The sequence below is a fragment of the Rothia sp. HMSC069C04 genome, assembly GCF_001812895.1.
In the GTDB taxonomy this organism is placed as follows: Bacteria; Actinomycetota; Actinomycetes; order Actinomycetales; family Micrococcaceae; genus Rothia.
The window spans coordinates 1-21,441 of record NZ_KV810731.1 but is presented as its reverse complement, the minus strand read 5'-3'; the positions used below and the strand labels follow the sequence as shown (position 1 = coordinate 21,441).

The 21,441-nt window shown below is 56.9% G+C and carries 19 protein-coding genes and 1 tRNA gene; 6 read left to right on the top strand and 14 right to left on the bottom strand.

Translation table 11 applies throughout. The annotated features are described in order from the left end of the window. The first annotated feature begins 221 nt into the window (after window positions 1–221). A complete protein-coding gene (locus HMPREF2879_RS02255; protein WP_231840270.1) occupies window positions 222–758 on the top strand; it encodes a GTPase in 537 nt (178 codons plus the stop codon). Window positions 759–1,108: 350 nt separating this feature from the next. Here the strand turns inward: HMPREF2879_RS02255 and HMPREF2879_RS09595 are convergent, their stop codons facing one another. Further along, window positions 1,109–1,237, bottom strand: coding sequence for a hypothetical protein (locus HMPREF2879_RS09595; protein WP_256370812.1), 129 nt, complete (start codon window positions 1,235–1,237; stop codon window positions 1,109–1,111). 127 nt (window positions 1,238–1,364) lie between these two features. Between HMPREF2879_RS09595 and HMPREF2879_RS09505 the strand changes: the two genes are divergently transcribed. After that, window positions 1,365–2,240, top strand: coding sequence for a hypothetical protein (locus HMPREF2879_RS09505; protein WP_246822889.1), 876 nt, complete (start codon window positions 1,365–1,367; stop codon window positions 2,238–2,240). Between the two features lie 22 nt (window positions 2,241–2,262). Here HMPREF2879_RS09505 and HMPREF2879_RS02245 read toward each other — a convergent pair whose 3' ends face one another. Further along, complete coding sequence (locus HMPREF2879_RS02245; RefSeq protein WP_044150899.1) at window positions 2,263–2,895, bottom strand: LysE/ArgO family amino acid transporter; 633 nt, start codon at window positions 2,893–2,895, stop codon at window positions 2,263–2,265. A gap of 208 nt (window positions 2,896–3,103) precedes the next feature. On the opposite strand from HMPREF2879_RS02245, the gene HMPREF2879_RS02240 reads away from it, so the two are divergent. Next, window positions 3,104–4,021, top strand: a complete 918-nt coding sequence (locus HMPREF2879_RS02240; protein WP_049350261.1) for a LysR family transcriptional regulator ArgP — start codon at window positions 3,104–3,106, stop codon at window positions 4,019–4,021. A gap of 199 nt (window positions 4,022–4,220) precedes the next feature. Here HMPREF2879_RS02240 and HMPREF2879_RS02235 read toward each other — a convergent pair whose 3' ends face one another. Next, window positions 4,221–4,535 carry a cell division protein CrgA gene (locus tag HMPREF2879_RS02235; protein ID WP_005507388.1) on the bottom strand — a complete coding sequence of 105 codons (315 nt, stop codon included), beginning with the start codon at window positions 4,533–4,535 and terminating at the stop codon, window positions 4,221–4,223. Between the two features lie 159 nt (window positions 4,536–4,694). On the opposite strand from HMPREF2879_RS02235, the gene HMPREF2879_RS02230 reads away from it, so the two are divergent. The 3 genes from HMPREF2879_RS02230 to HMPREF2879_RS02225 are packed head-to-tail and all read left to right on the top strand — an operon-like array spanning window position 4,695 to window position 6,272. Then, window positions 4,695–5,444 carry a class E sortase gene (locus tag HMPREF2879_RS02230; protein WP_049352863.1) on the top strand — a complete coding sequence of 250 codons (750 nt, stop codon included), beginning with the start codon at window positions 4,695–4,697 and terminating at the stop codon, window positions 5,442–5,444. A gap of 18 nt (window positions 5,445–5,462) precedes the next feature. Next, window positions 5,463–5,624, top strand: a complete 162-nt coding sequence (locus HMPREF2879_RS09410; protein WP_005507386.1) for a hypothetical protein — start codon at window positions 5,463–5,465, stop codon at window positions 5,622–5,624. Window positions 5,625–5,639: 15 nt separating this feature from the next. Beyond that, complete coding sequence (locus HMPREF2879_RS02225; protein WP_012904364.1) at window positions 5,640–6,272, top strand: aminodeoxychorismate/anthranilate synthase component II; 633 nt, start codon at window positions 5,640–5,642, stop codon at window positions 6,270–6,272. 212 nt (window positions 6,273–6,484) lie between these two features. On the opposite strand, the gene pknB is transcribed toward HMPREF2879_RS02225, so the two are convergent. From pknB to lysX, 11 genes are all read right to left on the bottom strand, one after another. Next, a complete protein-coding gene (pknB, locus tag HMPREF2879_RS02220; protein ID WP_049357201.1) occupies window positions 6,485–8,626 on the bottom strand; it encodes a Stk1 family PASTA domain-containing Ser/Thr kinase in 2,142 nt (713 codons plus the stop codon). A gap of 47 nt (window positions 8,627–8,673) precedes the next feature. Then, entirely contained in the window at window positions 8,674–10,431 is a 1,758-nt protein-coding gene (locus HMPREF2879_RS02215) for a protein kinase domain-containing protein (RefSeq protein WP_049345749.1), read from the bottom strand. Then, the gene (locus HMPREF2879_RS02210; protein WP_070634720.1) at window positions 10,428–11,867 is read right to left on the bottom strand and encodes a peptidoglycan D,D-transpeptidase FtsI family protein; all 1,440 of its coding nucleotides are present in this window, start codon (window positions 11,865–11,867) and stop codon (window positions 10,428–10,430) included. The genes HMPREF2879_RS02215 and HMPREF2879_RS02210 overlap by 4 nt, the downstream gene beginning before the upstream one ends. After that, entirely contained in the window at window positions 11,860–13,320 is a 1,461-nt protein-coding gene (locus HMPREF2879_RS02205; RefSeq protein WP_005507381.1) for an FtsW/RodA/SpoVE family cell cycle protein, read from the bottom strand. Before HMPREF2879_RS02205 ends, HMPREF2879_RS02210 begins: the two co-directional genes overlap by 8 nt. Beyond that, entirely contained in the window at window positions 13,313–15,076 is a 1,764-nt protein-coding gene (locus HMPREF2879_RS02200) for a PP2C family protein-serine/threonine phosphatase (protein ID WP_049341960.1), read from the bottom strand. Before HMPREF2879_RS02200 ends, HMPREF2879_RS02205 begins: the two co-directional genes overlap by 8 nt. Before the next feature lie 3 nt (window positions 15,077–15,079). Then, complete coding sequence (locus tag HMPREF2879_RS02195; RefSeq protein ID WP_049341961.1) at window positions 15,080–15,544, bottom strand: FHA domain-containing protein FhaB/FipA; 465 nt, start codon at window positions 15,542–15,544, stop codon at window positions 15,080–15,082. After that, window positions 15,544–16,410, bottom strand: a complete 867-nt coding sequence (locus tag HMPREF2879_RS02190) for an FhaA domain-containing protein (RefSeq protein ID WP_049352861.1) — start codon at window positions 16,408–16,410, stop codon at window positions 15,544–15,546. Before HMPREF2879_RS02190 ends, HMPREF2879_RS02195 begins: the two co-directional genes overlap by 1 nt. A gap of 228 nt (window positions 16,411–16,638) precedes the next feature. After that, window positions 16,639–16,725, bottom strand: a tRNA-Leu gene (locus HMPREF2879_RS02185). 88 nt (window positions 16,726–16,813) lie between these two features. Next, a complete protein-coding gene (locus tag HMPREF2879_RS02180) occupies window positions 16,814–17,155 on the bottom strand; it encodes a PLDc N-terminal domain-containing protein (protein WP_070634719.1) in 342 nt (113 codons plus the stop codon). 209 nt (window positions 17,156–17,364) lie between these two features. Beyond that, entirely contained in the window at window positions 17,365–18,927 is a 1,563-nt protein-coding gene (locus HMPREF2879_RS02175; protein WP_070634718.1) for an alanine/glycine:cation symporter family protein, read from the bottom strand. Between the two features lie 337 nt (window positions 18,928–19,264). Further along, window positions 19,265–21,441, bottom strand: a 2,177-nt coding sequence (gene lysX, locus HMPREF2879_RS02170; RefSeq protein WP_070634717.1) for a bifunctional lysylphosphatidylglycerol synthetase/lysine--tRNA ligase LysX, incomplete at its 5' end; no start/stop codon positions are given.

The window sequence follows — 21,441 nt, the reverse complement described above, 5'->3', positions numbered from 1 at the left end:
TTGCGTTCACTGTATGGTTTTTGGATAACAATCCAATAGGCAATAAAAAGAGCCCGCTTGCGCGGGCTCTTTTGCTTTAACAGCTAAAGTTAGAAAGGGGGCAGACCCGCATGGGTCTGCCCCCTTTTTTTGTACCCTCAGACCCTTGTCTATGGCTCTGACTACAAGGAAGAATGCTCTTCACAGACACACTGGGATAGAGTAGAACCATGCACTACCCCATGTTTTCCCACGCACCAGAGCCCGTCGATCAGCAGCACCAACACAACGGTGAAGAACGAACGGCAGCCCTCTACGTAGAGAGCACACTGGAGCCTCACGAAACCTGGGCGGCACTGACCGAATACATTCACCTCTGGTGGCCCAGGCAGCTCCTACAGAGCGAGGAAAGCCATATCGACCTCTCCACTGAGCTACTGCTCGAAGAGACCGCAGCCGGGGATATCATTCCTGTCGCACGCATTATCCAATGCGAGAACGAAGACGTCCTCACCATCGCACCCTACCCGGGTACACACTTGGGACGCCTCCTGGGAGTAGCTGAAGAATCAGAAGAAAGCCTGAGCTTCATCCTGGATGCCCTGGCACCGGAGACCGCAGAAGGACCGTTATCCCTGCTCGAAATCAGTAGCGGCACCTACACTGGTCGTGAAGACGAGGAACTGGGCATCTACGCTGAACAGGAAGCAGCAGCAGCCCTACTTATGGGTGCCTACAGTCGTTTCATTGGAACTGAACTCCAGCGAGAAGAGCTATAGGGGCCTTCGGATAAAAGAGGTTCTCAACCCCTGTAGAGTGGTATGTCATGAGCACACAGGACCAGAACACCCCGCAGCAGAAGGACGCACGCCCCATCTGGGCGCGGCTGCGTACTAAAGCCACAGCAGAAGAGGCGCAACCTCACCATTACACCAGGGCTGACATGCTAAAGCAGAGCAATATCTGGTTCCGTAAACAGGGCGTGCCCCTCATTATTCCTGCCCGTCAACGTGCTCTCGATGCGTTCCCACGCTCCGTGCCGTGGATCCTGTGGGCTGGCATCATGCATATCTGCTATATCTTCCTGCGCGACATTCTCCTCTTCGTCGTAGAGGACGTGAAGGGTTCCCTACCGAACTACATCAAAGCTCTCACAAGCGATAGCGCCCTCAGCAACGAAGTACTCCCAGTGCTCGTACTCGGCGGGATTTTCCTCGTTATGCCGATTATCTCCGGTGCGTTCATCGCTCTTGCTCACATGCTGATGGTCCGTACCCCGCAGTGGGTTCAAATCACCACGGGTATTCTTACCCTACTTTTTGCCGGAATGCTCTTCACCACCGGCGTCTTCGAAGCAAGCACTCTTGAAGGCATAGACTTCGTCTATGACGGCGGACAGGTCTTCCCCCCTGATTGTTATCGGAATCTACCTCGCCATCTTCTTGGGCGTAGATACCGTACTCGGCTGGTCCCTCAAGCACGCCATCCACCAGCTCGCCTCCCTGCCGCCCATGATCGCGAAAGTACTACCCGTACTCATGGTGTCCGTGCTCTTCATCTTCGTGAATGCAGACCTCTGGAAGCTCGCCAACGGGCTCAGCTTCCCGCGCACCTGGGCTGTTCTGGGGCTCATGGGGCTCCTCGCCGTGTTCGTGGTCGTCACGACCTCCCTAGAGCGCACAGCACGCCTTCTAGGACGCAACAGAGGCGACGACATCGCAAGGTTTAGCGAGAGCGACTACGAGCATGCCGCAGCCCTCGAAGGTGGAATATGGAACACCGCCCAAGACTGGGTCGAAGAGCAGAAAATCCTTGAACACCGACCCCTCAAAATCGCGCCCTGGAGCAACCTCATCATCATCCCCATGATCGGGCAGATCATTCAGGCGACCCTCTTCATGCTGCTCGTCTTCGGATTCTTCATGGGCTTCTCGTCCATCGCCATTAGCGACACCACCATCGAATCCTGGATGAGCATCAAACCCGAACACCTCAAAATCCTCGGCGTAGACACCAACATCAACGCCGTCGTCATCAAGGTGTCCATGATCGTTGCCGTGTTCTCCGGGCTCAACTTCGTTGCAACCACCAGTAGCGACGAAAAATACGCCCGAAGCTTCCTCAAGCCCATGATTGAGCGAATCAAACACATCCTGATCATTCGCGATATCTACCTGGGCCTGCTTACCATGCCCAAGAACGAAGTACTCATACCCCTCAGCGAGGAGGAGAGAGTGCAAAAAAAGCCTGACAAGGCGTAAAGAGGTTAGGTAGGGGTAGAAGCTAGTGGGTCGACAGGTTCACTGTCAGCAGGTTGAATACCAGATACACCATGAGTAGGGCCACCGCCGCATCAAGTACACGCCAGGCCTCCGGGCGGGCAAAGAGCGGACGTAAAATTCGTGAGCCGTAGCCAATCATGAGGAACCACAGCACGCTACCGCAGCAGCATCCCAGGTAATACCACCAGCGGCCGGGATCGCCCTGCGTATTAGCCAGAGAACCGAGGAAAATCGTTGTGTCCAACCATGCCAGCGGGTTGAGGTAGGTGACCGCCGCCGTGGTCAGCAGGGCCGCCTTCAAAGACTGCGCATCCTCGGTACCCTCCTCAACGACAACCGCATGCGGGATGAAAACACGCTTCGCCGACTCGTAGCCGAACCACGCCAAAAACGCCGCACCCACGTAGCGGAACACCTCAATAAACCACGGCGCCGCATCCAACAGGGCACCCAGACCCACAACGCCCAAACCAATCATCAGAGCATCCGACAGAATGCAGAAAATAATAATCGGGGTAATATGCCGACCCAAAATACCCTGACGCAGCACAAAAGTTCCCTGGGCGCCAATAGCCGCCACCAAAGAAATCGTGGTGGTAGCACCCAGAAACAGCAGGGAGAGGGATGCGGACATCGTGAAACTTTCTCTGTTGATCAAACGGGGTATGAACCCGCGTACGCAGTGGTGGGTAGCGGCTCTCTTACTACCAGCTTGCCAGGCAAAAGCTCGCGACGCAGGGATAAAGCCTGCGTTAGCTGAAGTGTGAAGTGCCAGAGACGAGAATACGGGAAAAATGACCCTAAATCTATCTAAATATTTTCACACTGCGTAAGATATTCTTATGACACGTTTCAGTACCGACCAGCTCACCACCTTCGCCACCGTCATTGAATACGGCACCTTCGACGCGGCAGCAGATATCCTGCGAGTGAGCCCCTCCGCCATCTCCCAGCGCATCAAAGCCATGGAACAGATTGCCGGAAAAGTCCTGGTACGCCGAAGCAACCCCGTCACCCCCACCGACGCCGGACAAAGCGTACTGCGCATCGCCCGACAAAGCGAATTCCTGCAGCAAGAAATGGAACGCGAACTCATGGGCGCCGGCGGCTTCCAGAGCGTCTCCGTTGCCGTCAACGCCGACTCACTCGCTACCTGGTTCCTCGACGCCGTAGGAATCCTCAGCCGCGAAGACAGCATCTTCTGTGACCTGCGACGAGAAGGCGAATTCCACTCCTCCGCTATGCTCCGATCCGGAGAAGTCATGGCAGTCATCACCTCCAAACCCGAAAAAATCCCCGGCTGCTCCGTCGAAACCCTCGGTGTGGCACGCTACTGGTGCGTTGCCACCCCCGACTTCGTGCAGCGGTACCTGCCCGGCTGGCCCAAGACCATGAGTCGCGAAGAGCTCAATCGTGCCCCCGTCGTCGAATATGACCGTAAAGACTTTGTGCAGGATGTGGCGCGAGCCCTCATCGAAAAAGAGGTAGGTCTAGAGGCTGAAGAAACCTTCACCCAAAGCCCCACCATCTACATTCCCTCATCTCCGGACTATGCGCGAGCCGTCAGCTCCGGTATTGCCTGGGGTCTCATTCCTGAGGCGCAATGCGCCGAAGAGCTCGAAAGCGGGCACCTCGTGAAGCTCGCCGCAACCCCGGTAGAATTCCCCCTCTACTGGCAGCGCTGGAACATCAACTCGCCCGTTATGGAGACCGTAACCCGCCGCGTCCACGAAGCGGCACGAGGCGACCTAATCTACTAAAGGGTTCATTGATTCAAGATTCTGAAATTAACCAAATTGTTAAAAATATATGTCTGACTAGACTATATTCTTATATAAGAATATAAGAACCGGGTAATAAAACCCTATAACACCCCACCACACATACAGAGGCGGCCGCCCCACACGGGACGGCCGCCTCTCTATAAGCTCTAACGCCTAAGTCATAACGCCTAAAACTCTAGCGCCAACGAGTCATCATCAGCATGCTCACCATCATGGCGCCCACACCAACACTCACATTCCACATACCCAAATCAGGAATCGGGAACAGGCCCTGCGTAATGTAGAAAACAATAATCCACAGAATGCCCACCGCCAGCAGCGAGAACATAATCACTCGGTACCACAACGGAGTCTGCTCCTTCAGCTGCGTGCCGCTCTCCATCTCACGAGCAATCTCACGCAGACGCAGCTCGCTTGCATCCTCCACCTCAGACTTAGCAGACTTCTGAGACTTCTTCTTGGACGATGCCTTAGCCGAGTTGGTCGACATACTTCCTCCGCTTATTGTTGTATGGGTAACCTAAAAATATATGTTCACACCTATCTTTGCAGACTTACGGGATGATTTCACCTTCTCCGTGCGTTGAAAGATAAGGAACGCCACCCGGCGCCCAAGAACATACACAACCCAAAGGACAAAGGAGAACGCATGAGCCAAGGAACGGCACCCACCGCAGAGCGCCGCCCCCGCACCGTGCTGCACTGGATCATCCAGATTACAGGCGAACTCCTTATCACCGTGGGCCTCCTGCTGTTGCTCTTCGTCGCATGGCAGCTCTGGTGGACCAACATCGACGCCGACCGCACCCAATCCCAAGCCGTCAGCACCCTCGTCCAGGAATTCGACTCCAACCCCGCCGAACCCCTCCCCGACTGGGACCCCAACACCCCTCCCGCCGGTCTGAGCGAACCCGGCCACGGTGAAGTCTTCGGCATCGTCTACATCCCCAAGTTCGGATCCGACTACCAGCGCCCCGCCACCCAGGGAACCAGCTCCGACGTGCTCGACTCCCTCGGACTCGGCCACTACGAAGGAAGCGCCATGCCCGGACAGGTGGGCAACTTCTCCCTCGCAGGCCACCGCCAAACCCGCGGTAAAGTCCTCAACGACATCGACCTGCTCACCGAAGGCGACCACATCTACGTGCGTACCAAAGACGGCTACTACACCTACACCGTCTACAGCCACGAAATCGTGCAACCCGACCAGGTAGAAGTCATCGAACCCGTCCCCGGACAGCCCGGCGTAGCACCCACCGAGCGCCTCCTGACGCTCACCACCTGCCACCCGCGCTACGGCGACACCGAACGATACATTGTCCACGCCCGCCTCGAATCCTGGCAGCCCGCCGCAGCCGGAGCACCCGCAGAAATTGCCGCCTCCGTTGCAGGATCCTAAATCTGAGAGGAAAAGCAGATGTACGCATGGATTTTCCGCCACCTTCCCGGACCCCTGTGGGTTCGCATCATCATCGCCATCGTGCTGATACTCGCCGTAGTCTACCTGCTCATGGAATTCGTCTTCCCCCACTTCGCAGAGTACGGCCCCTTCAACCTGAACGTCACCATCAACCATTAGCGCTAAGGACGTGCCATGACCCGCATCCTTGTTATCGACAACTACGACAGCTTCGTCTTCACCCTCGTCGGCTACATCCAGCAGCTCGGCGCTGAAACCACCGTCATCCGTAACGACGAATACGAGCTCGCCGAAGTCATCAAGCTCGCCGAAGAACACGATGGCGTGCTTGTCTCTCCCGGCCCCGGTGCCCCCGCAGAGGCAGGCGTCATCATTGACACCATCCGCTGGGCAGCCGAAGCGAAGAAGCCGCTACTGGGTGTCTGCCTCGGCCACCAGGCCATCGCGGAGGCATTCGGCGGCACCGTCACCCACGCCCCCGAGCTGATGCACGGCAAGACCTCCCGCCTCGTGCACGAGAACGTCTCCGTGTTCAAGGACGTGCCCTGCCCCTTCACCGCGACCCGCTACCACTCCCTGGCGGTTGTACCCGAAACCATGCCCGAGGTCCTGGAAACCACCTCCACCACCGACAATGGCATCATCATGGGCCTGCGCCACCGCGAGGCCCCCATGCACGGCGTGCAGTTCCACCCCGAATCGGTCCTGACCGAAAGCGGATACCTCATGCTTGGCAACTGGCTCGAAGAAACCGGCCTGCAGGGAGCCGCAGAGCGCGCTAAGAGCCTCTCGCCCCTCATGGCCTAGTACTTCTAGCCTAAGAAGCCCTCAACGGCTTATATCGCCTCCAGAAGCCCCGTAGCAGACACGCTACAGGGAAACTGGAGGCGATAGCTATATCTGGACCCCTAGCTACGAGCAAACCCAGATACACGAACAAGCCCAGATACGCGAAAAGGGGCGGCACCCCACACCCAACGGTGTGGAGCGCCGCCCCTTTTGCTAACCGCTAGAACCCCTTAGCGGGCGTTAGCGTTTGCGTTATTAGCGTTGTTCGCATTGGTATTCGCGTTAGTACCCTGAATCGTACGGGTACCCGCAGCAGTGGACGCAGCCGGTGCCGGAGTAGCCGTAGCGGTAGAACGCTGCTGATTATTCGCTGCCGCAGTCGGCTGAGTAGTAGCTGCCGCAGTCGGCTGAGTAGCGGTAGAACGCTGCTGGTTCTGGTTACCAGTGGTAGCGTTCTGGTTACCGGTCGCCGCCGCAGGCTGAGTAGCCGCAGTAGTCGGAGCGGTCGTCTGAGTCGGAGTAGCAGCCACACGGATCGTCACAGTGCTGTTCTGAGCCACCAGAGTACCCGCCGCAGAGCTCTGCGAAAGCACAGTGCCCGCAGGACGCTCGTTAGTCTGAACAGTCTCAATGTTGGTGTTCAGCAGAACATCCTGAGCGGTCAGAGCAGCAATCGCCTGATCCTTGGTCAGACCCACCAGCGAGGGGACCTTTACCTTACCGGAGGACAGGACAATGTTCACGGTGCTACCAGCCTCAACGGTCTGAGCGCCCTTATCGTCGGTCGAGCCCTTCTCCGGGGACAGCTCCACAACCATACCGGCAGGAACGGAAGCGCTCTCCACAGTGGAGACGCGGCCATCCACCAGACCCAGGTCCTTCAGAGCGTTACGGACATACGCCTCACTCTGACCCTGCAGGTTATCCGGCAACTTGACCTTCTCCGGACCGCTCGAAACAGTCACAACCACGGTCGAGCCCTTATTAACCGTAGAACCGACACCCGGCTCAACGTTGATAACGTCGCCCTTCTTGATGTTGTCCGAGTAGCCCTGACGGTACTCCACCACGAAGCCTCGGTTACGCAGCTGGTTATCGGCATCATCGCGGGAAACATTCACCACAGCCGGAACCTGAACCTGCGGAACCTCATTGAGCTTGTTCTGGTAGTACAGAACCGAGCCGACACTGAAAACCAGCAGAGCCACAATCAGAGTACCCACAAGGAAACGAACCCACGCACGCTTACGCGGCGAAGACTCATCGTACTCTGCGTACTCCTCCTCGTCATACAGTTCCTCATCGTCTTCATACTCGAAGAAGCCGTTGAGGCCGCCGTCTTCCACCGAAGCCTCAGTAATCGAGGTGGTGTACGGGGCGTAATCCTCACCCAGGGAAGCAGTAGTCGCCGAAGGAACAAAAGCAGTAGTCATCGCTGCATCCTGAACCACGGTCTCTTCACCCGGGCGAACAACCGACGCCAGAGCCTGAGCGAACTCAGCAGCACTCTGATAACGCTCATCCGGGTTCTTCGCCAGACCCTTCAGAATCACAGCATCCAGACCAGCAGGAACCTCAAGCGGGGTGAACTTGCTCGGAGGCTCAGGGGCATCCGAAAGATGCTTAGCCGCCAGATCAACATTCGACTCAGCGTCAAACGGAGAACGACCAGCAATCATCTCGTAAATTACGCAAGCAGCAGAGTACAGGTCGCTACGGGCGTCAACTTCCTTGCCGCTCACTTGCTCAGGGGACATGTAGCGTGCGCTACCCATCACCACATTAGCCTTGGTCAGCGCCTCGCCAGCTTCCTCAATGGCACGGGAAATACCGAAATCCATGACCTTGATCTGGCCCGGCTGACCCTTAGCGATATCCTCGCTGGTACGCTCCAGCACCATAATATTCGCCGGCTTAATATCGCGGTGAATGATGCCCATCGAGTGGCTGTACTGCAAAGCACCCAGCAGCTGCTCGGAATAACCCAAAGCATCACGGACCGGCAGATGACCGCCACGGGACAGAATGGAACGCAGAGTATGACCCTCCACGTACTCCATCACGATATAAGGAATAGCGGTGCCCTCTTCCGAAGAAGCAGACTCCCCACCATCCTGCGAAGGGTTATACGAACCGGTGTCATAGACAGCAACAATCGCAGGATTGTTCAGAGACGCCACAGCCTCCGCCTCACGCTTAAAGCGTGCGCGGAACGTATCGTCCTGGGCCTGCTCCGGGCGCAGAATCTTAAGCGCAACCTTGCGGCCGAGGCGAGTATCCTCAGCAGCATAAACGGTTGCCATCGCACCGGTACCGATTACCTCGAGTACCTTGTAACGGTTATCAACCGTGTCGGGAACCGACAGGTCCATAAGTTCTCCTGGATCACTAAGACTAAAACTAAATCAAAATGTAGGGGCTAACGCGCCGACGCAGAAGCGGAAGCAGAAGCCGACGCAGACGGTGCAGCAGAAGCGCTCGCACTCGAACCCCTACCCGAACTGGAAGAGGCCACATACATGTCTACATTACTACCAACCGTGACCTTGGTGCCAGATGAGGGGGTAGTACGAAGCACCGTACCGGGGGCCGCCGTGTCCGAATTCTCATAATGCAGAGAAACATTCACACCCAGAGCGGCAACAGCCTTCGACGCCTCATCAACGTTCTTACCCTCAAGGTTCGACGGCAAAGTCACCGACTTCGGACCGGTGGAATAGCGAACAGTCACGCTATTACCCTGCTCCAAAGTACCCGTCGGAGAAACCGAAATCACCGTGTTCTCCGGCTGAGTAGACTCAACACCCTCAGTCTTGGGGGACAAGCCAAGGTTCTTCAGCTCGTTCACCGCATCCTGCAGTTCACGACCCTCATAGTTAATCGCGTTGATGGTCACCTTCTGCTTTGCAGCACGGGCAGAAGCAGACTCAGTCGGCTCCACCGTCGAAACGGTACCCGTGTTCGTCGGAACAACAGACGAAGAAGCGCTCGGAACCGGATCAGTCGAACCGCCACCATTATTGGAGGAAAGGACCGTCCAAATACCGCCAGCAATCAGCACGATTGCCAGAAGCAGAGCAACCCACATCCACACGTTCGATCCACGCTTAGCCGGAGGGGCAACAGCAGCCTTCACACGACCCGAAGCTGGACGCATGGTCTGCGCACCCGTACGAGGAATAGGCGCCGTCGTCGGCTCCGGCGAGAAACGACCACCAGAACCAAAACGCGGAGTAGCAGAAGCGCTAATCGGCTCCGCCGCCACATCCATAGCAGTCATAGCGACAGTACCGTCGTCAGCATTCTCCTCAGCCAAGAACTGCGCCAGCGGAGGAACAGCCTTCACCGCTGCCTTCAGATCGCGGCGACGAATCGCATCCACCGCAGACGCCAGAGCGGTCGCATCCTTAGGACGCTGAGCCGGGTCCTTCGCCAGCAGACACATAATCAGCGCACGAGCAGGAGCCGGGATGGTCTCCGGAAGCGGCGGCGGCGGATCATTCACCTGAGCCAAAGCAATCGCAATCTGCGACTCACCCGTAAACGGACGACGACCCACCAAGCACTCATAACCAATAATGCCCAACGAGTACATATCCGAAGACGCGGTAGCCGCCTGACCGGTTGCCTGTTCCGGCGCCAAATACTGGGCAGTGCCCATCACCTGGCCGGTAGCCGTCAACGGCACCTGGTTAGCCAGACGAGCAATACCGAAATCGGTCACCTTCACACGGTCATCCGGAGTGATGATGAGGTTACCCGGCTTCACGTCACGATGCACCAGACCCTGCGAATGAGCCGCAGCCAACGCACGAGCCGTCTGAGCAATAAAGTTCAGAATACGGTCCGGCGGCAGGGTAGTCTCATGCTCGATGATGCTCGAAAGCGGATTACCCGGCACCAGTTCCATGACCAGGTACGCGGAGTTGTCCTCCTCACCGTAGTCGAAAACATTCGCCACGCCGGGGTGGTTCAACAGCGCCGTATTACGGGCCTCAGCACGGAAACGCTCCAAGAAGCCCGGGTCACCGGTGTACTCCTCCTTGAGGATCTTGACCGCAACGATGCGCCCAAGCACCTTGTCGCGAGCTTTCCACACCTCGCCCATACCGCCAATCGCGATACGTTCGGTTAGGGTGTAGCGCCCGCCCAAAGTGATATCAGCCGCAGGCCTCACTTGTTCAACACCGCCTCAAAGAGTTGCTTACTAGTACTGGTTGCCAACTGGGCACCGGTCGCCACGTCAATATCCTCATAAACCACAGCAATCGCAATCTGAGGATCATCAGCCGGCGCGAAACCGGTAAACCAAGAATTATTCAAACCTGCCGTGGTCTCCGCGGTACCGGTCTTACCCGCCACCTTCACACCGGAGACACCAGCATTACGTGCAATACCATTATCAACCGCATTCACCATCCACTGCTTTACCTGGTTAGCAATTTCAGGGCTAGTGGACGTACGCAGCTTCTCAGGAGAGAACTCCTGCAAAGTGCTCAGGTTGCTGGTCTTCACCGAACGAATCAGATTCGGCTTCATCTGCACGCCGCCATTTGCAATCGCTGCAGAAGTCATCGCCACCTGCAGCGGAGTGGTCTTCACGTCGTACTGACCAATCGCCGACTGGGCCAGCTGGCTCTGCGTCAGATTCGACGGGAAAGACGACTTAGAAACCGTCAAAGGAATCTTCAAATCCTGGCCGTAACCAAAATTCTCAGCGGTCTTCGCGATACGCTCCTGACCCAAATCCATCGCAATCTGCGCAAACGGCGTATTGCAGGACTGAGCCAAAGCCCACTCAATCGTCGCCTGAGTGCGGGTCGAACACTGACCGCCCGTATAGTTCGGCAGGGTAATGTTCGTGCCCGGTAGCGGCAACTGCGCGGGGTTCGCAATGACCGAAGATGCGTTGTACTTGCCGGACTCCAGCGCCGCCACCGCATCAATAATCTTGAAGGGCGAACCCGGCGAATAGGTGTTACCCGCAATCGCACGGTTAAACAGGGGGCTGTCCTCATCAGAAGTCAGAGCCTGGTAATTTGCCAACACCGAAGAGCTCGTATGAGACGACAGAAGATTCGGATCATAGGACGGCGAAGAAGCCATCGCCAGAATCTCACCAGTCTTCGGGTTCAACGCCACCACAGCACCCTTACGGCCCTGCAACGCGTTATAGGCAATATCCTGAAGCTTCGAATTAATCGTCAGCTCCACGCTAGCGCCCTGCGCAGAAGAACCACTGAACAGCTGCGCCACACGGTCGTAGAACTGGCTATCGCTCGTGCCGGCAAGCTCCTTATCCATAGCAGCTTCCAAACCGGTCGCGCCATAAATCGTGGAGAAGTAACCCGTCAGAGCCGCATACTTGAGCGGGTGGTTATACACACGCTGGTAGTTGTACTCATCATCGGACTTCACCGACGAAGCAATCTCCGTACCATCAACCACAATCGAACCACGTGCCGAACCGTAATTGTCGTAGAGCGCTCGAGAATTCCACTGATTATTCATCAGCGTCTTCGAATCGAAGAACTGAATATAGCTGAGGGTACCCATCAGCAGGACAAACACGCACGCGGCAGACATCCACATGCGGCGAATAGCCCTATCCATTCTTCTCACCTCCAGAATCCTTAGCCGTAATACGCGCCAGAACGCTAGTAGCACCCTCCGGCTCGTAGCTAGTGTCCGCATGGTCAATACCCTGCGGAGCATCATAACCAGCCACCAGGTGAGGTGCGCGGGCGCTATGAGAAATAGACAACCACAGCGCCACAATAATCCAGTTAGCCACCAACGAGGAGCCACCGGCAGACATGAAAGGAGTCGTCAGACCGGTCAGCGGAATCAAACGAGTCACGCCACCAATCACCACGAACAGCTGCAGAACCATGACCGTAGACAGGCCGGCAGCCAGCAACTTACCGAAACCATCACGAGTACCCAACGCCGCACGGTAACCGCGCGAGACCAGGAGCATGAACATCATCAGGATCGCGCCCAGACCAACCAGGCCCAGCTCCTCACCCAACGAGGAAATAATCATGTCCGAGTTAGCGTACGGGACGAGGTTCGCGCGGCCCTGACCCCAACCGCGGCCAAAAAGACCGCCGTAAGCCAGACCAAAAACGCCCTGCAGGATCTGACCCGAACCGCCAGGAGACGCCTGGTAAATCTCCGGATCAAAAGCGTGCACCCACGCATAAATACGGGCATGCACGTGCGAGACATAGTGGTACGCGAAATAGCCACCCACAGCCATACCAATACCCGCAACCACCAGCCACGAAATACGACCGGTCGACAGGTACAGCATCGCCATGAACAGACCAAAGAACATGATTGCCGAACCAAGGTCCTTCTGGAACACCAGAACACCCAGGCTCACAATCCACGCCAAGAACACCGGCGCCAAATCACGCAGACGCGGCAGATTAATCGGACCAATACGGCGGCCAGCCACCAGAATCAGGTCACGGTGCGTCGCCAAATAGCCAGCGAAGAAAATCGCCAAAGTAATCTTTGCGACCTCACCCGGCTGGAACGTGCGGTTACCGATATGAATCCAAATACGAGCACCATTGAGCTCCATACCCAGACCCGGAACCAGCGGCATGATGAGCAGAATCATCGACAGCACCAGCGAGGTGTACGTGACCTTACGCAGCAGGCGGTAATCCCTGAGCACGAACACAATAATCGCGCACAGCACCATAGAGACACCGGTCCACATCAGCTGACCATCACCCACCGGCGCCGCAATCTGCGGGTCCAGACGATAAATCATGGTCAAACCAATACCGTTCAGCGCCACCACCAGCGGCAGAATAAACGGATCAGCATAACGTGCGCGGAACTGCATGACTAGGTGAATCAGAAGAGCACCGGCACCCAGCACCACCGTGCACGGCAACCACTGGCTCTTCGACGTATCAAAAGCATGCTCCGGATCAATCAGATACATGCCGAACGAGCTGATACCCACCGCCAAAACCAGCAGGAAAAGCTCCGTGAAACGGCGTGCACGAGGCGCATCCGACTCACGACGGAACGAGAACTTAGCCATTATTCTCACCGCCTACCGCAGCAGGAGCCTCCGAAGAAGCCTGCTCAGGAGCCGGGGATGCCGAATCAGAGCCCGGTGCTTCAGAGCTCGGAGCCTCACTGGGTGCCGCAGAGCTCGGGGAAGCGGAAGCGGAAGCCGAGGCAGACGCTGCAGCCTGCTCAGCCTTCTCACGCGTCTGATCCGCCTGAGTCTTCAAACGAGACACAATCTGGTGCGCATCATCCAGGTCCTTCGCCGTAATCGCATTACGCAACAAAGAACGCGTATGATCGCTCAGCTCACTCGTAGGAATATCGGTATTCTCCACCACGTGAGAAAGGCGAATCGGGCCCAACGCATGCGGAATACCGTTGTACACCGCAACCGTGCCGTCACTCTCACCCACATAGTAGCTACGCTCTACATAACGCAGACCGGTCCACGCAGCCAACGTCAAAACAGCCGCAACCAGCAGAGTAATAAACAGGCGAATCGGCCACGACCTCGGACGCGAACGCTCCTCAGTGTCCTCAGCAATCAGCTCCTCCAGCTCAGCCGGCAGGGCCGCCTCATCAGACTCAACCTTCAAAGGCACACGCTGAGCCACCGTCGCACGATGCTCCAGGGTACGAGAAGTAACCGCCGGAATCATGCCGGTCTCAGTAGCCACCGAAGCAGCACCAACCAGCTGATGCGGGCGGGAACCCAATTCGCTACGCAAGATCGCAGCATTCGTAAGAGCCGCATCCACGGCGTTATCGTACGTACCGATATGGTGACGCACCGCCCCAGAACCACTGTGCAACAGGGTGCCAGAGAAGTCACGAGCACGACGGAAACGGCGCAACGACCGACGATGATGCTCCTCAGAGTCCTCATCATGGTGCGCACCCAAAAAAGCCTCAGCAGCTTCAGCCGTGGCAGCAACCTCGGGAAGCTTCTGAGTGTTCGTGCTGACCTCCTGCTCCGCCACAATCGAATCAGGCAGAGCAGACTCAGGCAGGCTCGAAGGACCCACCGGCTCATCCACCGGCAGAACCTCACGGTCAATCACCTGCAGAGACACAACCGTGACATTGTCCGGAGCGCCACGCTCCAAGGTCATCGCAATCAGAGTGTCAGCAATCTCAGACAGGTCATCGGTAGAACGCATGACCTGCTCAATCTCCGACAGGGACACCACAGCATCCAAACCATCCGAAGAGAGCACCCAGCGCTCGCCGGGAACAGCGTCCAGAGTCTTCAACTCCAGCTCAGGGGACGCGTCAACATCACCCAGAACGCGCATAATCACGTTCTTATGCGGGTGGTTCTCCGCCTCCTGCGGGGTAATACGACCCTCATTGAGCAGGCGCTGCACAAACGTATGGTCAGTAGAAATCTGCTCAAACTCGCCATCAGCACCCGGACGCAGACGATACGCACGCGAGTCACCAATATGGGCGAACTCAATGCAGTCACCGTCAATCAGCAGGGCAGTACAGGTCGTACCCATACCCGCCAGCTGCGGATCATTTGCCGCCAGCTCATTAATAATCAGGTTCGCGCTCTGAATCTCATCAGCCAGATAAACGCTACCGGTACCATCCTCAAAGTCAGGATGGTCAAGCGGAGTCAGATTCAGAACCGTCGTAGCCGACGCGACATCGCCGCCCACGTGGCCGCCCATGCCGTCAGCAACGACCGCAAGGAAACGACCACCGTAGCCGGAGTCATCATTCTTCGAGCGTTTCAGACCCGTATCAGAGCGGGCCTCAAAACGAAAAGCAATCTTCATACACTAGCCCCTCAACTGCATGGTGGTACCGCCAACGCGGAAATCATCACCGGGCTCAATCGGGGTCGCACGAGTCAGACGCTCGCCATTGACGAACGTACCATTAGTAGAATTCAAATCCTCCAGGAACCAACGGGAACCCTGAGGGAACAGGCGCGCATGGCGACCCGAGGCGTAATCATCCTGCAGAGACACCTCAATGTCATTAGCGCGGCCAATAGTAATCGGCTGGTCGCCCAGCTGCATCATGGCGCCAGCCTGCGCACCGGCAGTAATCACAAGCTGCGAAGGGCGAGTCGGCGGAGGCACAATATGGGTAGCCTCCGGAACTGCATCAACCGGCGCCGCACGATAGTTCTTACCCAAACCAAGGTCACGGCGAGCAGCCGAAACCACCAGGAAAACAAAGAACCAGATGAGCGCCAGAAAAGCGTAACGAAGGATAGTAACAGTCAGTTCGGACGCCATTAACGGACACCTCCGGTCGAACTATGGAAGATGATGCGGGTATTACCCATGCGAAGCAGCGAACCGTTCGCCAGCACCACCGGCGCACGCAGAGGCGCACCATTAATCAACGTGCCGTTGGTAGAACCCATATCGGTGGCGACCACCGCACCACCCTGCATCGAAAGCTGCAGGTGACGGCGAGAAACACCCTTATCGTCCAGACGAAAATCAGCATCAGAACCGCGGCCCAGCACAAACGGCAGGTGGTTCACCGGGTGCATGCGACCCTCAATCTCCAAGAAGAAACGGGGAGCTGCCGTTGCCGGGGGTGCTACAGGCATGCTCGGGCGCGCCGCAGGAACCTGCTGAGGCGCAGGGCTCGGTGCGGGCTGCGCCGGCTGAGCAGCCGGCTTCGTAATGCGGGTCGGCAAAGAAGACTCACGCGGCGGACGCACCGGCGCATAGTTAGTAGCACCACGCAAAGACGGGGACGCCGGAGCCTCCGGCACAGAGAACGGCTCGAAAGTCGCAACAACCTCAAACTCGCCCTCAGAGAGAGAATCAAGAACATTGAAGGTCACGCGAACCGCGCCAATGAGGGTGTAACCCTGCGCGCGGGCGTGCGAAATCGCCAAATCGCACAGCTCAACAGCGAACGGGTTGCCCCACTCGCGCACGCGCGGGAAATCGACCGGCGCGAAACGCAGAGTGTAGACATTAGGAGCCATAGTGCGGCCACTGCCGTCCACATAGGACTCGTCATCCATCATGATGCGGACGCGGTTAGCGACATCCGCCTTCGCAAAGGTGCCGAAGCCCTTGGAAAGGCCGACAGTGCGACCGATGCCTTGCTCCAGCTTGCCCAGCTTGTCGAAAAACTTCATGCCGCCTCCTTCTCAACGACCATTCCGAGCAACAGACCGCGCAAACGGTCTTTATCCGAAAGGCTCAGTTTAACGAGCGTGTCTGTGCGTTAGCTGTGTGTCCTGTGAATGAACACACCCGATTCTATTTTAGGTGATGCACTCGCCATCGCTCTGGAACCCCGTCATTTAGCGGGGGATTGGTTATGGATATGAAAAAATCCCCGGTTCTTTCGAACCGGGGATCGTTGGTGCGCGAGGGGGGAGTTGAACCCCCACGCCCTCACGGGCACACGGACCTGAACCGTGCGCGTCTGCCTATTCCGCCACTCGCGCATGTGTCTTACGGTGTATCACCGCAGGCAACACATAAAACTATACGGACCGCATGCGGTGCTGTCCAATTGAGAGAGTGTGACCTTCGTTACTTATTATTGGTGGGGGTGTCAGAAAGAGCCTCCGAAGCACTATCGGATGTACTACCGGACACTTCACCGGAAGCAGCTGCAGTAGAAGTAGCCGCGGAACCCTGCGCCATACGCTCCTGTTCAGCACGCTCCCGGTCAATACGCTCCAAACGCGCACGCAACAACCACGTCACCGGACCCACATACGGCAGGCACAACACCAGCAGAAGCCACTTCAGCTTCTGCACCTCCGAAAAATGCGGGTTCCGATGAATCGTCACCAAGCACAGCAGCGCCAACGCAATACCAGCCAGAAACACAACCGTGACCACCAGTTCCAGTACGGCACGCCATTCCATAAACCCTCCTAATATCCTTCCTAAGCATACAGACCCATTGGGACCGTATTAGGAGCTCGCAGACACTCAGAATAGTCCGAGGAGGCGCTCAGCGCCCACCGCGCTGATGGGCGCCTCATACACCCTCACACACGCCTCGGGCGTGTAAAAGGGTCCGCCCCGCACACAGCAGGACGGACCCTCCACAAAGCCTATACAAAGCTTAGAAACTAGCGCTTAGCCTTCTTAGCCTTCTTCGCCGCACGACGCTCAGCAGCCTTCGCATCATACTCAGCCCAGAACTCACGGGTAGTCACCGCATCAGTACCATCCCACGCCGCAAGATTCTTCAACTCAGGCATATCCGAAGCCTTGAAAATCGGTTCCAAACCAGCCTTACGCTGAGCCTCATAGTTCTTCAACACCGCAACAACCTGCGGAGTCATCAATAGAACCGCCGTCAAGTTCACAATCACCATGCCGGCATTCAACATATCCGCGGTAGTCCACACCAGATCCAGCGAAGAAATCGCGCCGAAGAACACAAACACGAGAACCAGCGCACGGAAAATATTCATCGGCAGCTTACGCTCAGTCACGAAACGCATATTCGACTCGCCGTAGTAGTAGTTACCAATCACAGTCGAGAACGCAAACATGAAAATCGCGATAGTCAGGAAGTGAACCGCCCAATCGCCCAGCTGCATAGCCAACGCCGACTGAGTCAGCGACGCACCACGAGAACGATCACCATAAGTCGGGTTCGACAGCAGAACAATAAACGCAGTCACAGTACACGCCATCATGGTGTCAAAGTAAACACCCAAAGTCTGCACGTAACCCTGCTTAGCCGGGTGAGAAATAGTAGCGGTCGCACCAGCGTTCGGAGCGGTACCCATACCCGCCTCATTAGTCAGCAGGCCACGCTTCATACCCCAAATCACGGCACCCATCGCGCCACCGGTCACAAACTCCTTAATACCAAAAGCACCCTGGAAAATCATCAGCAGCATCTCCGGAACCTTGCCAATGTTCAGCAGAACAACCAGCAGACCCAGCAGCAGATACAGCACCGCCATAATCGGCACCAGCCACTCAGTCACCGAAGAAATCGCGCGAATACCACCGAAAATAATAGCCGCAGTCAGCGCCACCATAATCAGACCAATAGTGATGCGGAAACCCATCGAGTTAGTACCCGAAACATCAATGCTGAACGAGTTCGCCGTAGCATCCACCACAGCATTCGTCTGAACTGCGACAAACACAAACGCGTAAGTGACCACAATGAACGCCACGAAGATGTAACCCATCCAACGAGCATTCAGACCGCGCTTCATGTAGTACGCCGGACCACCAATATAGGAATCCTTACCGCGCTCCTTGTACAGCTGACCCAGAAGGGACTCCGCAAAAGCGGACGCCGCACCAACAGCAGCAATAACCCACATCCAGAACACAGCACCCGGGCCGCCCATAGCAATAGCCAAAGCAACACCCGCAACAGTACCGGTACCCACACGAGAAGCAGCCGAAACAGTAAACGCACGGAACGAAGAAATGCTCTTCTTACCGTCAGCCTCACGAGCAACCGGGTCACCCAGGACACGAACCATTTCCTTAATGGAGCGCCACTGCACACCGCGAGTGCGGATCGTAATGTACAGACCAGCCGCAATCAGAGCGTAGTAGAGGAAATTACTCCACATCCAGTTCTGCACGGCATCCACGGAGGAAGTCAGTTCCGCAGTCTGCGTATTAATGTCCCCGATGATATTCAGAAGAAAATCCACTCGGCACTCCAATCTTGAAAGCAAAAAGCCCGCACGCTCAAATCCGAAAGACGGACAACGTGTGGGCTACATTGCTGGGTGGCGCGGACTCAAAGCCGCGTAACGGAGACAGATACACTCCGTATGATTAGTCACCTCATTGTGGGGTGCGCAACCCTCACGGAGCAACTTAAAAAAGGGGTCAAATGCAAAATGTAACGAATACTTAATATATGGACAGAGTAAATATAGACTCCGTGGAGGTGTTGACGGCACCGGCAGGGCGGGCACAACAAGCCCGGCACAAGGTACAAAACCTCGCACCGGGCATAGCGAATAAACGGGGGTCTCGGCCGGGCTACGAACGCTCAGGCTTCACAAACGGGAACGACAACACCCCACGAATCTGCGTCTGAGTCAACAGCATCACCAAACGGTCCACACCCAGACCCAAACCACCCGTCGGCGGCATACCCGTCTCCAAGGCGTACAGGAAATCCTCATCCACCTCCATCGCCTCCAGGTCACCCGAAGCCGCCTTCAACGACTGCTCCGTCAGGCGCTCACGCTGCACCAGTGGATCCGCCAGCTCCGAGTAGGCACAGCCCATCTCCATGCCGTTAATCACCAAATCCCAACGCTCCGCCAAACCCGGAACACTACGATGCGGCGCCGCAAGCGGACTCGTCTCCGCAGGGAAATCCGTATAGAACGTCGGCTCCACCGTATGCGCCTCAACCAGCTCACCATACAGCTCCTCAACGATGGCACCCGGACCCATACCCTCATGAACACGCACACCGTGCTGCTGCGCCAAAGCCAGCAACTCCTCAAAATCCGTCTGCACATCCACTCGGCGACCCAGCGCCTCCGACAGAGCATCACACACCGACACCACACGCCACGGCGCTGAAACATCCGTTACCACGCGCTCGCTCGAAGCCTTATGACCCAGAGGCAAAGACACCGAACCAAACACCGCCTGAGCGGCATCCTTAATCAGACGCTCCGTCAACTCACGCATCTGCACATAATCCGCATACGGACGATACGCCTCAAGCACCGTAAACTCCGGATTATGGGTCGCATCAGCACCCTCATTGCGGAAATCACGACCCAGCTCATACACCGGACCGCTACCGCCCACCACCAGGCGCTTCAGGTACAGCTCCGGCGCAATACGCAGCGTCAGATCCTCACCGTACGCATTGATATACGTGCGGAACGGGTGCGCGCTCGCGCCACCGTGCACCGTATGCAGAATCGGGGTCTCCACCTCAAGGAAGCCCTCCGCATCCAGGCGGGCACGCAGTGCCTTAATCACCGCGGTACGCAGGCGCAGATTCTGCATCTGGTCCGGATGCACCAACAGGTCTGTGGAACGGCGACGCAGGCGCGCCTCCGGGTCAGTAAAGGAGTCGAAGGGGATGGGGTGCAGGCTCTTCGACGCCATGTACCAGGAGGCGGCAATCAGCGATGGAGTGCCGTTACGGCTCACCCCGTAAGTGCCCTGCACGATGATGATGTCGCCGGTATCCAGGTTGCGGGAGGCGAGGCTCAACGGGCGCTCGCCCACCAGGCTGCGTTCCATGACGACCTGAAGAGTTTCGCCACCCTCAATCAGGGTCGCAAAGAGGACTCCACCGTGGTTGCGAAGCGCGCGAATACGCCCCGAAACCATGAATTCTGAATTTGGAATATTTTCAGAAGAGAATATACGCAGGGCATCCTTCACGCCCAGAATAGGCGCACCATTACTGCGTATCTCACCACCCAGCGGATACGGATCCATGCCCGCCGCACGCAGCGCCTCCAGATGGCGCAGACGGTGCTGAGTCTGATCGCTACGCGACACCTCAGGAAGCTCTTCCACAGAAGCGAGCTGCATCTGGCGAAGAGCCTCCAGCTCATCTGTAGAAAGAACCTGCTCCTGATCCTGCAAACGGCGCGCCGACAGATTCGGCAAAAAGCCCTCCGCCATACCCGACGCAACCACAACATTCGCCATCGCCAACGTCGGCTCCGTCGCCAAAAAACGAGGAACCCACAGCGGGGCAAACTTTAGATTGAAACGATACAGGCGGCGCAACTGCAGAAAACGATCCAGCACACCCAAAGAGCGGGAAGCAAAACGGTTCCACGCCGACGCACCCACCTGATCAGCAGCCTCAAAAATATGGCCAAACATCGCAAAATTCAGCGACACCCGACGCACACCCAAAGACGCCGCCTGCTCCATCAGCGACGCCACCATAAACTCCACCACACCATTAGGTGCCTCAGGGGAGCGACGCATAACATCCAAAGACAGCCCCGTAGGACCCCACGGGACGAACGACAGCAGAGCCACCATCTGACCAGCCTCATCATGAGCTGACACCAGAACAGACGAAGAATCCGCTGGATCATTCACACGATTCAGAGCCATCGAGAAGCCACGCTCCACACGCCCATGACGCCACGCCGAAATATTCTCCGCAACCTGCTGACGCTGCTGCTCGTCCAGCTCCGCAAAGCGACGCATCTGCGCCGTGT